Source organism: Pandoraea vervacti, from assembly GCF_000934605.2.
Taxonomy (GTDB): Bacteria; Pseudomonadota; Gammaproteobacteria; order Burkholderiales; family Burkholderiaceae; genus Pandoraea; species Pandoraea vervacti.
Window position 1 is genome coordinate 426,926 of sequence record NZ_CP010897.2, and the last position, 12,979, is coordinate 439,904.

A 12,979-nucleotide genomic window follows, 5' to 3' on the forward strand; every position below is an offset into this window, starting at 1 on the left:
TCCGTTTCTTGCTATCGAATTCGACGTCGGTGGCGAGCGTGGCTCACATGCGCGAGCGCCATGAGTCAGACGCCCGGCGGTATGGTCGTGCCGAGCTTCGCCGCGAGGCTCATCACCATGACCAGCACCAGCGCTTCGATGGCGACGACACGCGCGAATGCCGACGTGTCGAGCGGCGTCTCACCGGTATCGAGCGCGAGCCGCGGCAGAAAGTGCCAGCGGTTCCACGCGCCCAGTACGGCGGCACAGGCCACGAGCACGAGCTTCGTTACGAGCCAGGCCAGATAAGGGGCATTTTGCGCCGAAAACCATAGCGATGCGTTCTCGCCGAGCGTGCGCCAGGCGTTGAACGCTCCGGTGACGAGGGCGACGACCATGGCCAGCGTCGCGACGGACGACAGCCGCTCGCCGTAAGCGGCGCGCGCGCCGACCGGCCAGTGACGCCATCCGGGAATCGCGCATCCGGCCACCAGTAGCGCGCCGGTCCACGATGCCGCTGCGGCGACGTGAAGCGTATGCACGCCGATGGCGAGCCACGGCATGGCGGCATCGGCGGCGTGGCCGGTGCTCGCCCGTCCCAGCGCCAGAACCAGTGCGCCGGCCGCATAGACCCCCCGGGCGTATCGTTCCTGAAGATGCTCACGACGATGATGCCGGTCACGGGGATCGTCGGCGATGGGCATGACCGTGCGCAGGCGCCGCCGTGCGTCGTACCACGCCCATGCACCCGCACACAGCAAGACCGCACCGAGGCCGGCCACCCACTGTGCACGCCCGTAATGGGTTTGCGTGAGCACCAGCCACACGTCGGCGGCCATCGCGGACGAGGTTTCCCAGTCGCCGCCGGTCATGGCTTCCGTGCTCGCCAGCACGTAAGCGAGCCATGCGAGCACCGCCAGTCCCGCCGCAAATGCGGGAAGGACACGCAGCGTGAGGCCGCGCTTGACCGCGTGCGGGCTGCGAAGCAGCAACACGCCGAGCGCGAGCGCCAGCGCGAGATTCAGCAGGCCTGCCGTTGCAGGCTGCCACGTCCCGGCCGCCAGGTCGGCGGACATCACTTCACGGTGAACTTGAAGCTGCCTTGGGTGCGGTGGCCGTCGCTGGCCACGGCGACCCAGTTCGCCTGATAGTCGCCGGCGGCCAACGCAGGGACGGTCAGGGTCAGGGTCTTGCGAGCCGCGTCGAGTTCGGGCTTGGCGCCGGTGACCGGCTTGCCTTTCGCATCGACCACGGTGAGCTTCGAGAGTGCGCCTTCGAGCACCGAGTCGAACGTCACGCGCACCGCCTTGGGCGCTTCGACCGTGGCTTGGGCGGCCGGCTCGCTCGACGCCACGTGTGCGTGCGCCCAGGCCCCTTGCGAAAGGCAGGTCAGGCCGATGGCAGTCGCCACGGCAAGGCCTTGCGTCGCGCGACGCAGCAGACCGTTGGCACGCGACGCGTGGGCGTCATGGAAGGCTTTCTTGGGAGTGCGCATATCGGATTCGACTAAGGAAAACTGGGATATCGATGCGGCGTCATCAACCGAACGCCGGGAAACAAGGGCGAAAAACCTGTCGCTCACCCGTGAAGCGGGACATCCGACGATGCCATTGTTCACGCGAGTCGCGCCGCCCGTGAAGTATCGCAGACCTTGCAGACCGGCGCAGCCGCGCGCCAGTTCCCGGGCTCGCAACGCGCGCGGCAAACCGTCGCGGCTGTTCGCTCGCGCTGCGGCGAGCAAATGCGCTCTGGGAGGAGGGCGCTACGGACGCAAAAGGAGGGGAATGCCGGGAAACTTGTCGGGAATGTGCAACTGAGTTGCAAATTCAGAGTGGTCACCGTATCATCGTGCATTATTGCAACTTGGTTGCATTACGCGTTTGCAAACGATGCTGGCGGTGACAGCGCGATGGAAGCCCCCCGGCTTCCTCGATGCGTCCCCGATCCCGGCGGTGACGTTCGGCACTCGCCATGCGATGTCCGGTGAACCGCCGGCATCGCCACGAATGCGCGCTGACGCGCCAGCCCGTGGCGTGGTATCGCGCCGGTCCCCCCGACGGCGCGCACTGACGGCGTTACGGTCCGCCGTGCCGGTTATCCCAGGCCCCGGTACCGCGGAACCCGCCTCGGTGCGGGCGACGTCGGCGCGCATCCTTCGGGCGAATTGCTGCCCCCGAAACACAGGACTTAGCTGTCATGACGCATCCATTATCGAAATCTGCCGTCGTCGATACCACCAATACCGACGACCGCCGTCTGCCCGTCACCGTGCTCTCTGGTTTTCTCGGTGCCGGCAAAACCACGCTGCTCAACCACGTGTTGCGCAATCGCGAAGGCTTGCGCGTGGCCGTGCTCGTGAACGACATGAGCGAAGTCAACATCGATGCTTCGTTCGTCGAGCGCGGGGCGATCAACGCCGGGGCGGCGCTCTCGCGCACCGAAGAGCGTCTGGTCGAGATGAGCAATGGGTGTATCTGCTGCACGCTGCGCGAAGACCTGCTGATCGCCGTGCGCGAACTCGCGCAGGACGGCCGCTTCGACTATCTGCTCATCGAGTCCACGGGGATTGCCGAGCCGATGCCGGTGGCGGCGACCTTCGAATTCCGCGACGAGGCCGGGCAGTCGCTGGCCGATGTCGCGCGCCTCGACACCATGGTGACGGTCGTCGATGCGCTTCACGTGCTTCAGGATTTCAACGGTCTCGATACGCTCGCCGAACGCGGCGAGGTCGCGGGCGAGGAAGATGAGCGCCGTCTGGCGGAATTGCTGACCGAGCAGATCGAATTCGCCGACGTCGTGGTGGTGAGCAAGGTGGATTGCGTCGACGCGCTGCAGCTCGACGCTGTCAGGGCACTGATCACCGGTCTGAATCCGTCGGCCAGGATCGTGCTCGGCGAGCGCGGACAAGTGCCTCTGAACGAAGTCCTGGGCACCGGCCGGTTCGATCCGGATCGTGCGGAGCAAATGGCGGGTTGGGCGCAGGCGCTTGCCGGCGATCATGCGTCCGAAGCCGATACCTTCGGGGTGACGAGCTTCGTGCTACGTCAGCGCGAGCCGATGCACCCGGCGCGCTTTGCGTCATTCATGTCGATGCCGTTCGAGGGTCTGATTCGCGCGAAGGGCTACGTATGGGCGGCAAACCGTCCGGCGTGGGCGCTGGCTTACTCGCGCGCCGGCAACACGGCAACGCTCGAAGGCGTGGGGCAATGGTGGGCGGCGGCAGACCCCGAGCACTGGCCGCCGGAAGGCGATCCGCAACGCACGGCGATCGAATCGAACTGGGAAGCCCCCTGGGGCGACCGTATCAACGAAGTCGTGTTCATCGGTCGGGCGCTGGAGCGCGACGCCATCGAAAAGGCGTTTCGGGCGTGTCGCCTGAGCGTGGCCGAACTCGCCCAGGGCGATGCCGCGTGGCGCGACGCGGCGCATGCCCTGCCATTGGAAATGCCGGAAGCGGCCGACGTTGGCGCATGAGCGGCGAGCGTCGACACAAATCGGAACTGGCGGGTGAGCCGTCGATGAAGCTACCGACGGAGCGAACGACGTCGCGCAGCACGCGTGAGCATGCGCTGGGCGAGACACGTGCGCAGTTCACGCTCTCGCGCAGCTTCGTGTTCGAAGCGGCGCACACGCTGGTCCGGCGCGACATCGATCCGCCGAGCATGGACGCCAGCCGTCGTATTCACGGGCACAGCTATCGCGCCACGGTGGAAATCACCGGCGTGCCGACGGGCGAGTCGGGCATGGTGATCGACCTCGCACGGCTCGACGGCGTGCTCTCGCAGGTCAGCAATCGGCTCGATCATCGTTTGCTCGACGACGTGGCCGGACTCGGGCCCGCCACCCTGGAAAACCTGTGTGTGTTCATCTGGCGCGCGCTGGCGCCGCAGTTGGTCGGCCTGTCGCGCGTGACGGTCGGCCGCGACGCGCGCGGTGACGCCTGTTCGCTTTCCATGCGCGATGCATGACGCGAGGTGCGTGCGGTGCTGTGCCGTGCTGCGTGATCGGTGCATGATCCATCAGTTATCCACGAGCGATCCACGAGAGAACGTCACTTGCGCAAACCGTGCCACGCTAACGTCCGCAGCAAAAGAGATGCGGCCGGCACCGTGAGGTACCGGCCGCGTGGACACCGAGGGAAGGCGGTGTCCGAGAGGCGTCGCACGGCGGGAAGTGTGTCCGTACGGCGCCATCACCCTATGCGCTTCGGTGCGCCTTAGAAGTCGGGCGTTTCCACCGGGCGCAGATCGAAGACCAGCACTTCGGCATCGTTGCCGTTGGCGATCGTGAGCGCGGTTTCATCGCGCACGCGCACCCCATCTCCCTCGCCCAGCGCCACCCCGTTCACACTGACGCTGCCGCGTGCGACATGCACATAGGCGTAGCGGTTCGGTGCGAGCGTCAGGGTGGCCGATTCATCCCCGTCGAACAGCCCGGCATACACGCGCGCATCCTGATGGATGTGCAGCGAGTTGTCGCTGCCGTCCGGCGAGATGATCTTGCGCAACTGGCCGCGCTTTTCTTCCGGCGTAAAACGTTGTTGCTGATATTCCGGGGCGATGCCTGCCTGGTTCGGCACGATCCAGATTTGCAGGAAGTGCACCGGCGACGTCTTCGAGTGATTGAACTCGCTGTGCGCCACGCCGCGTCCCGCGCTCATCAGTTGCACGTCGCCCGGCTCGATCACCGATCCCGTGCCCATGGTGTCCTTGTGTTCGAGCGCTCCTTCGAGCACATACGAAAAGATCTCCATGTCGCGGTGCGGGTGCTTGCCGAAGCCCTGTGCCGGCGCCACGCGGTCGTCGTTGATCACCAGCAGGTCGGAGAAGCCGACTTGCTTCGGATCGTAGTAGTTGGCGAACGAGAACGTGTGGCGCGAGCTCAGCCAGCCATGGTCGGCAACGCCTCGGTCGGTAGCTTTTCTGATGTCCAGCATGATGGGCTCCTGTGTCTTCATCGTTTCGTTAAGAGGCTTGCTTGGCCTCGATGAATGACATTTTAGGGTCCCCACGGAGAACTACAATCTATCTGAATTGAGAATTATTGTCTCGCATGAATTGACAATGGGGGCGAGCCGATTTCGGCCGTTTTTCCAGCAACGGGGCAGAAGTTTCTTAAGGGGTGGGGTACAAAATGCCGAAAGCGCCTGCATTGGCGCGCGTGCCGGGGGCTGATGTGCGAGACTACGAGCCTTCATTTGAAAGGTCAGCCGACCGCCCTTCGAATCGGACGGCAAGGCCCGCCGACCGGCGGTCGCCCGCACTCACAGGGTGGGGGGCTGTCACCCTGTCCGATCACTCTCTACTGGAGCATCGCCATGAGCCGCAGTTACGCATTCCGCATCGTCAATGTCTTCGCCGAATCCACCTTCGGCGGCAATCCGTTGTGCGTGTTCGAAGACGCGCGGGGGTTGAGCGACGACGAGATGCGTTCGCTGGCACGTCAGTTCAATCTGTCCGAGACGACTTTCATCCTGCCGTCGGAGACGGCCGATGCGCATGTGCGAATCTTCACCCCCGGCTACGAAATGCGCTTCGCGGGCCATCCGACGCTCGGCACGGCGCATGTGCTGCGGGCCATGCGCGACCTGGGCGATAACGTGACCTTGCAGTTCGCAGCGGGTCTGGTGCCGGTCGAGGCCAGGGGCGATCACTGGACGTTGACGGCGCCGTCGTCGGGGGAGCCGAAGATCGAGAAGGCGTCCGAGGCGGACGCGGACATCGCGGCGCTCGTGCGCCTGAGCCGCGACGATCTCGCGCAATCGCCGCAGTGGGTCGACACGGGGGCCGACCAGTTGCTGATTCCGGTGCGCAACGCCGAAGCCGTTGCCCGTGCACAACCCGACAGCGCGAAGCTGGAGCGTTGGCCGCTCTCGAGCCTGGAGCGCAAGACCGGGTACGTGTTCTCCATCGACGACCAGACGGGTAACGAATTGCAGGTGACGGCACGCTATTTCTTCACCACGCAGGGCGGCGGTGTCAGCGAAGACCCGGGCACGGGCTCGGCGTGCGCCAACCTCGGCGGATGGCTGATCGGGCAGGACTATCCGTTGCCGGTGCGTGCACGCGTGTCGCAGGGCGACGCGATCGAGCGTCCGTGCCGCCTGACGCTCGAAGTCACCGAAAAGCGCGAGATTCGGGTGGGCGGTAACGTCATCGAGATCGCACGCGGCGAAGTGAGCCTGTAAGGCACAGGGAAACGTCAGGGAACGACAGTCGTATGTACGCATTGGCAGCACCGGTCGAAACCGAGCTGGACATCAGAAAGAGCCGGTTTATCGGCATCGTCATGCCCATCGCGTCGCGTGAATCGGCCATGCGCGAACTGGATGCGTTGCGCGTGCGCTTTCCGAACGCCACGCATTACTGCTGGGTGTTGTTGTGCGATGGTGCGTCGGGTTTCGACGACGACGGCGAGCCGGGCGGCACCGCCGCGAAGCCGATGTACAACGTACTCATGCACAAGGGGCTGATGAACGTGTTCGCGGTGGTGGTGCGCTACTACGGCGGTATCAAGCTCGGTGCCGGCGGGCTGACACGTGCGTACGGACAGGCGGTAAGCGAGGCGCTCAAGCTCGCCACGCTTACCGCCGTCGAGCCGATGGCGCAGCCGCGGTATCGCTGCGCTTTCGCGCATGAAGCGACGCTGCGCCGGCTGGCGGAGCGTCACGCCGCAGACGTGCTCGATGTCGCTTATGACGACGCCGTTACCCTGCGCTTGCGAATGAAGGCGCGTGACGTGGAGGCGTTCGAAGCCGCCGCAACGCAAGCGCTGAGCGGTGGCCTCGAACGATGTAACGACTGAGGTGTTCGGGCGTTGTCGACGCCATCTCGACCCGAGCTTGGCTCGAACTCGACCCGAATTTGACCCAGGTTTCACCCGAGCTTGACCTTACCTCCACCCTATCGCACGTTGATCACTCCGCGCATGCCGGCTTCGAAGTGGCCGGGCTCCAGACAGGCAAAGTCCACGGTGCCGGCTTGCGTGAAGTGCCACACGAGCGTTTTCTTCTGACCGGGTTCGACCGTCGCGGCATTGGCTTCGGTATGCGTCATGCCCGGCATCTGCTGCATCATTTTGGCGTGCTCGGCGAGCGACGCGGCGGTGCCCAGCGTGAGCTCATGACGAATCTTGCCGTGGTTCGCCACCACGAAGCGCACCGTGTCGCCACGCTTGACCGTCAGCGTGGCAGGCGAGAAACGCATGGTGTCGCGCATATCGACGTCGACGGTGCGCGTGGCCTTCGCCTCGTCGCCCGGCTCGCCGATGGCGGCCGCTTCGCCGCCATGGCTGTGCTGCATGTGCATGGCGTGTGAATCGTCGGCGAACGCGGGCGTGGTAAGCCCGAGCATGGCCGCACTCAGTAACGGAACGCTCACGAAGCGCAGGCGTCGCGCCGCACGTTGCAAGCGGCTTTGCCCGGCGGTATGCAGGGCGGTGTCCGACCCGAGGGGCGAACTGACGGGCGAACCGAGAAGCGAACCAAAAAGCGAACCGAGGCTTGAATCGTGGCGTGAACCGAGGGGCGTGCGAATCATGATTTGACTCCGGTTTTGCCTGCCTTTGCCGGCTGGCGATGGGTAGAGGGTAACGCTGAAGTGCTGCCTTGCCATGGACTCGCGACGGAGCCTCGCGGCGCGCGATACCAGCCGGGATCGCGATAACTGTCGCGCGGCAAGTCCTGCCGTACTTTCAGGGTGGTGAACATGCCGCCCATTTCGATAGGGCCGTAAGGGCCGGTGCCCGTCATCATCGGCAGCGTGTTTTCGGGCAACGGCATATCCATGCCGTTCATCGATGCCCCGGTCTCACCCATGGCCATGTAGTCGGGAATGATGCGGGTGATCTTCGCGGCAATCTCGCGTTGGTTCACGCCGAGCATGGTGGGCACGTCGTGCCCCATCGGGTTCATCGTGTGGTGCGACTTGTGACAGTGAAACGCCCAGTCGCCGGGTTCGGTGGCGTCGAACTCGATAGCGCGCATTTGCCCGACGGCGACATCCGTGGTCACTTCCGGCCACTGCGCCGATGGCGGCACCCAGCCGCCATCGGTGCCCGTGACCTTGAATTCGTGCCCATGCAGGTGAATCGGGTGATTCGTCATGGTCAGGTTGCCGATGCGAATTCGCACCCGGTCGCCCTGACGCGCGAGCAGCGGATCGATGCCGGGAAAGGCGCGACTGTTCCACGTCCACAGGTTGAAGTCCGTCATCTCGTTCACGCGCGGCGTGCGCGTACCGGGGTCGATGGCATACGCGTTGATGAGGAAGACGTAGTCGCGATCGACCGGCATGAACGACGGGTCTTTCGGATGCGTGACCCAGAACCCCATGAGGCCCATCGCCATTTGCATCATCTCGTCCGCGTGCGGGTGATACATGAAGGTGCCCGGACGTTTAGCCTCGAACTCGTAGACGTATGTCTGGCCGGGCGCGATCGCGCGCTGATTGAGGCCGGCAACGCCGTCCATCCCGTTGGGCAGCCGCTGGCCGTGCCAGTGCACGCTCGTCGCTTCGGGCAACTTGTTCGTCACGTAAAGGCGGACACGGTCACCTTCGACGACTTCGATGGTCGGTCCCGGGCTCTGGCCGTTGTAGCCCCACAGGTTCGCCTGCATGCCGGGCGCCATTTCCCGCACGACAGGTTCTGCGACCAGATGGAACTCCTTGACGCCGTTGCGCATGCGCCACGGCAGGGTCCAGCCGTTGAGCGTGACGACGGGGCGATAGGGCCGCCCGTTCGGTGGCGTGAGCGGTTTGGCGGTGCTGGCATCGTTGCGCGTGGCGGCGTCCGGCAGCGCGGCGAGGCTGGTGCGTTCGACGGCAGCCGCGCCCATGACGGCAAGGCTGGCGTTGCGCAGGAATCGTCGGCGCGAGGTCATGCGCCACCTCCATGTCGATGGGATTGTGAGGGTTGCGAGGATGTTGGCGTTGGCGCTGCGACGCTCGGGGCGGCGCTGTCCGATGGAGGCCCGCCACCCGCGTCAGGGGGTGCGTTCGGCAGTGCGCTTGCGACGTCCGGTTCTCCGCCGCCGACGCTTTCCCGAAACGCGGCGTCGGCAAGCCAATAGTCGGCTCGCGCATCGATGTCGCCGAGTATCGTGTCACGTTGCTCGCGGGCATCGGTGAGCAGGTCGAACACGCTCGCGAGCATGCCGTTGTATCGCAGCAACCATTCGTCCGAGATGCGTTGGCGCATCGGCAGGATCGTCGTGCGGTAATGCTCGGCGATGTCCCATGCGGCAAGCGCCTGCGCGCGTCGCGTACGAACGTCGGCACGCGCGGCCACTGCGGTGTCGGCCAGACGGTCGACCCTCTGGCGATAGCGCGCTTCGGCGCCGGCAACGCGCGCCGAGCCCCAGTCGAAAAGGGGAATCTCCAGCGAAATTTCGTAGCCCTGTTCGCTGGGTTTGCCCGTCTCACTGTTGTTGCGGTATGCCATGTCGAGCACGTTGACGACACGCGTGACGCGCGTGAGGCCGAGGTCGCTGGCTGTGGCGTCGAGTGCTGCGCGCGCGGCGCGAATGTCGGCGCGCTCGCGCAGGGCCTGAGCTTGCGCGTCCGGCCAGGTGGGGCGCTCGCGCGGCAAGTCGGGCAAGCGCGAGGGCAACGTGAAGTGCAGTTGTTGCCCCCATAGTCCCATCTGACGCGCGAGATGTTCGCGCGCCGAGTTGGCCTGCTCGCGTGCGCGCGCAAGCCGTGCCGCCGTGTCCGCGTAGACGAGATTCGCTTGCGTGCGCCGCATCGCGCTGAAGTTGCCCGCGCGGGTCATGCCGTCGGCGAGTTCGCTCGCGGCCTGCGTGGCGAGACGGGTCTGCTCGAGGATCGCCACGCGCTCCTGCGCGGCAACGGCGTCGATCCAGGCACGGCGCGTGAGCGTGGCCTGTTCGACAATGGCTTGCGTTACCTGCGCCTGCACTTGCGCGAAGCGACGCGCTTCGATGCGCGCGGCCAGCGGCATCGTCAGCACGCGCACGAAGTCGATGCCCCATGTGCGTTCGATGCTGACATCGCCTCCGCCTTGCACGCGCTGGAACGAGAAGCGCGGATTAGGCAACCGTCCGGCCTGTACGAGCGACGCCTCGGCGATACCGAGTTCCGCATAGGTCGCCTGCAAGCCGCGATGGTTGAGCAGCGTGACACGAACGGCGGCGTCGATGTCGAGCGGTCGTTTGAGCAAGTCGTCGCGGGCCTCGGCGAGCGCCTGCGCGGTGGCGTCGTCCCGCGCCCAGACGGCGGAGGCGCCGAGACGCTTTTGCGTGGCTTGCGCGACGGCAGAGAAACCGCCGTCATCGCTGAACGTGGCGCAGCCCGAGAGGGCGAGCGTCGCGAGCGTGGCGAGTGCGCCAAGGACGAGCGGCATTCGCCGGGAAGGTTTCCGTTGCAATGGTGCGGCACGTGACGGGGCGCCGGTGGCGACCCGCAATGTCGAGGGGAAAGAAGTCGCGTGCCTCATTGCGAGTCCCCTTGCGGGATGTGGCCGCCATGCGTGGAGGGCGTCGGCGTGGGCGGCACGACGTCGCCCGTCGCGTCATGCAATGGCGCAGATCCCGTCGAACCGGGGGCTGGCGCCAGCGGCGTCGTGTGACCCATCGCTTCATGATGCGGCGGCGCAGATGGCGTTGCGCCGGGGGCGGGGGCCATCGGCATGGTGTGACCCATCGCCCCATGGTCCATCGGTGCAGGTGCGCTCGACATGCCGTGTGCCGCATGACCCGTCGGCGCGCTTGCGCGGCTGCTGCCTTGATGGGGCATATCGTGGCGGCCGCCCGGCATGCCGGCGTTGCCAGACACGCTGGCGTTGACCGTGCGCCAGTCATCGGTGGCCACCGACAACGCCGGCGGGGTGAAGTCGCCGAGTACGCTTGCCGGCATGGGACCTGTCGGTGCGTTCGGTGAAGCCGGGTCGCGAATCACGACCGGCGGGGCCGCGCTTTCGGCGCCGGTGGCGGTTACCGATCCGGCGCCCCACAGCGTTAGCGCGACCGGCACGCGCCAGGCGTGCCGTCGTAAGAGAAGAAACATCATCGAAAGGACTCGTCGATCTGTCGATGCCGCAGACGACGCGATCGGCCCAGGGGCCTGAACGTCGTCGCGCATCACACATTCATGGGACGGACGGACTTAGGGCGGGCGCAGCGTGGCCAACGAGCGGGCAGGGGCCAGGCGCGCACTACGGCATAAGTCGGTCCGACGGGGAAGGAAGACGACGTGCATTCGGCGCGCGCGTGCGTGGCACAGTAGGGTGCTGTGGCAACCGCCGTCGAGCCGGCGCAGTGTCGTCAGACGGCGAGCGGTTTGGGAGGGCGTTCGGGCACTGCGACGACAGCACTGGCGGCGGACGTTCGCAGGAAAGGAATGGCGGCGGACGGCTGGGCGTCCGGCACGCGTAGTGCCACGCTTTGCGGCAGCGCCGTGCACACGACGCATGCCGCACACGCGGAGCAACTGGCGTGAAGACTGTGCGCGCCTCGCGAGTCGTGCGAATCATGCGAGTCGGGCAAGTCGTTCGATGAAGCGAGGGCGTCGCCGGAGGCGACCACGCCGTCGTCACCGTGATGGTGTGCCCCTGGCATCGCGCTGTCGTCCACCGCTACGCCGCCGGACATCATCGCGAGATGCCGGGCCATCGTGGCGGTCTCGGTTGCCTTCGCAGCGACAGCTTGCGTCGACGTCGCAGGCGTGCCGGGCGCGCAATGCGTGCGCAGCGCAGCCATGGCCTGTAACGGCATGGTTACGCACAACAGCAACAGCACGAGGAGTTTGCGCCAGCGATTCATGCCGCGCAGTCTAGCACCGCCTGAGCGCCGCTCGCAAATCGACGTGCGGCGCACGATGGGGAGCATTGCCCACAACGCATGGGCAGCGTCGGCACCCCGGACACCCCCGTCAATGTTCGAACAGATGGAACGTCTCGAAATGAGTGCGTCGTCTGGACAGCGCCACGAGATTGACGACGCACACGAGCGCGACGAGCACGAACAACGGGGCCGACACTTCCACCGTGTCGCGGGCAAGCAGCGAGAAGGCGCTCAGCAACACCATCAGCGTGAGCATCACGCGATGCAACCATGCGGCCAGCCGCAGATATCGCTCGGACTGTGCGACCAGTACCACGAGCGAGACATAGAACGGCGCGGCGATCACGGCGAGCACGCAAAGCGCGAGCAACACGCCCAGCACGCTGGCGAGCAGTTCGTGGCCGTCGGCAGCGCTCGATTGCACGCCGACCACCGTCGCCGCAGCGAGGTAGAGCAGCATCAGACCATCGAGAACGATTGCGAGTCGGTTCATGTCATCTCTCCGGCGGATGAAGTGCGGAGGGGATAGCGCCCCATGCAAAGCGACGGGGGCGGCGGTGCGGCAATTCCATTCCATGGGGACACGGGCCGACGCGAGCATTGTCGTCAGCGCCATGCCAGACTAGCCGAGTCAAACGATGGGGCTGTGACACCGGCCGGTCGGCGGCGTGCCGACGTCAGCGCGGCGGTGATGGCGTGGCGGACGGGCGCGGCTGTGCATCGGTCTCCGGCTCGGCGGACGTCTCCCGCCCGGCGGCGACCATGGGCAATGCAAGGCCGAGCCAGACGGCTGCAGCGTCGACGCTCGCGGGATTCGAAGGGGCCTGAATGCGATACACGGCGACGTTGCCGCAGTCGTCCGAGCAGAACAGATCGCGCTCCAGATCGGCCACGACGTCGAGGCGCTGTTGAACGCGGTAGAAGCCCTGCGGCGTGAGGTCCTGGACGAGCGCGGCGAGGGTCTCGGGATAGAGAAAGACGCGGGACGGCCAATGGCCGTGCCGGAGGCGAAACCGACCGAGCGCGCCAAGCACATGCGCCAGCGTGCCGCCATGACCGCGAACGAAGTCGATCAGGTGCGACGTGCCGTACCCGTTGGTGTACACAAACGCTCCGTTGACTTCCCGAAGGTGAGTGCCCGGTAAATATTGGTCTTGTGATTCGATAGTTGCAGACAGGCGCCGCCCGCGAAATCCGCAC

The 12,979-nt window shown here is 65.9% G+C and carries 14 protein-coding genes; 4 read left to right on the forward strand and 10 right to left on the reverse strand.

What is annotated here, in order from left to right; translation table 11 throughout:
* Positions 1-65: 65 nt before the first annotated feature.
* Complete coding sequence (locus UC34_RS01885) at positions 66-1,055, reverse strand: copper resistance D family protein (protein WP_044453528.1); 990 nt, start codon at positions 1,053-1,055, stop codon at positions 66-68.
* A complete protein-coding gene (locus UC34_RS01890; protein ID WP_084070302.1) occupies positions 1,055-1,474 on the reverse strand; it encodes a copper resistance protein CopC in 420 nt (139 codons plus the stop codon). The genes UC34_RS01885 and UC34_RS01890 overlap by 1 nt, the downstream gene beginning before the upstream one ends.
* Positions 1,475-2,175: 701 nt before the next feature.
* Here UC34_RS01890 and UC34_RS01895 point away from each other — a divergent pair.
* On the forward strand, positions 2,176-3,453 hold the full coding sequence (locus UC34_RS01895; RefSeq protein WP_044453530.1) for a GTP-binding protein: 1,278 nt from the start codon (positions 2,176-2,178) through the stop codon (positions 3,451-3,453).
* The gene (locus tag UC34_RS01900; RefSeq protein ID WP_335645754.1) at positions 3,450-3,947 is read left to right on the forward strand and encodes a 6-pyruvoyl trahydropterin synthase family protein; all 498 of its coding nucleotides are present in this window, start codon (positions 3,450-3,452) and stop codon (positions 3,945-3,947) included. Before UC34_RS01895 ends, UC34_RS01900 begins: the two co-directional genes overlap by 4 nt.
* 248 nt (positions 3,948-4,195) lie before the next feature.
* Here UC34_RS01900 and UC34_RS01905 read toward each other — a convergent pair whose 3' ends face one another.
* A complete protein-coding gene (locus UC34_RS01905) occupies positions 4,196-4,915 on the reverse strand; it encodes a pirin family protein (protein ID WP_044457635.1) in 720 nt (239 codons plus the stop codon).
* A 381-nt stretch (positions 4,916-5,296) separates the two neighbouring features.
* On the opposite strand from UC34_RS01905, the gene UC34_RS01910 reads away from it, so the two are divergent.
* Both UC34_RS01910 and UC34_RS01915 read left to right on the forward strand, forming a co-directional pair.
* Positions 5,297-6,166, forward strand: a complete 870-nt coding sequence (locus tag UC34_RS01910) for a PhzF family phenazine biosynthesis protein (protein WP_044453531.1) — start codon at positions 5,297-5,299, stop codon at positions 6,164-6,166.
* A gap of 32 nt (positions 6,167-6,198) precedes the next feature.
* Positions 6,199-6,783 carry an IMPACT family protein gene (locus UC34_RS01915; protein WP_044453533.1) on the forward strand — a complete coding sequence of 195 codons (585 nt, stop codon included), beginning with the start codon at positions 6,199-6,201 and terminating at the stop codon, positions 6,781-6,783.
* Between the two features lie 98 nt (positions 6,784-6,881).
* Here UC34_RS01915 and UC34_RS01920 read toward each other — a convergent pair whose 3' ends face one another.
* From UC34_RS01920 to UC34_RS01950, 7 genes are all read right to left on the reverse strand, one after another.
* Entirely contained in the window at positions 6,882-7,517 is a 636-nt protein-coding gene (locus UC34_RS01920) for a cupredoxin domain-containing protein (RefSeq protein WP_237165213.1), read from the reverse strand.
* Positions 7,514-8,860 carry a multicopper oxidase family protein gene (locus UC34_RS01925; RefSeq protein WP_044453535.1) on the reverse strand — a complete coding sequence of 449 codons (1,347 nt, stop codon included), beginning with the start codon at positions 8,858-8,860 and terminating at the stop codon, positions 7,514-7,516. Before UC34_RS01925 ends, UC34_RS01920 begins: the two co-directional genes overlap by 4 nt.
* Entirely contained in the window at positions 8,857-10,341 is a 1,485-nt protein-coding gene (locus UC34_RS01930; RefSeq protein ID WP_044453537.1) for a TolC family protein, read from the reverse strand. The genes UC34_RS01925 and UC34_RS01930 overlap by 4 nt, the downstream gene beginning before the upstream one ends.
* An 89-nt stretch (positions 10,342-10,430) precedes the next feature.
* Positions 10,431-11,006, reverse strand: coding sequence for a hypothetical protein (locus UC34_RS01935; RefSeq protein WP_044453539.1), 576 nt, complete (start codon positions 11,004-11,006; stop codon positions 10,431-10,433).
* Between the two features lie 254 nt (positions 11,007-11,260).
* A complete protein-coding gene (locus tag UC34_RS01940) occupies positions 11,261-11,758 on the reverse strand; it encodes a hypothetical protein (protein WP_044453542.1) in 498 nt (165 codons plus the stop codon).
* 109 nt (positions 11,759-11,867) lie between these two features.
* Positions 11,868-12,272: a hypothetical protein gene (locus UC34_RS01945; RefSeq protein WP_044453544.1), complete on the reverse strand. Its 405-nt coding sequence runs from the start codon at positions 12,270-12,272 to the stop codon at positions 11,868-11,870.
* Positions 12,273-12,456: 184 nt separating this feature from the next.
* Positions 12,457-12,885 (reverse strand): hypothetical protein, encoded by a 429-nt coding sequence (locus tag UC34_RS01950; RefSeq protein WP_044453546.1) that lies wholly within the window; start codon positions 12,883-12,885, stop codon positions 12,457-12,459.
* Between the last annotated feature and the right edge of the window lie 94 nt (positions 12,886-12,979).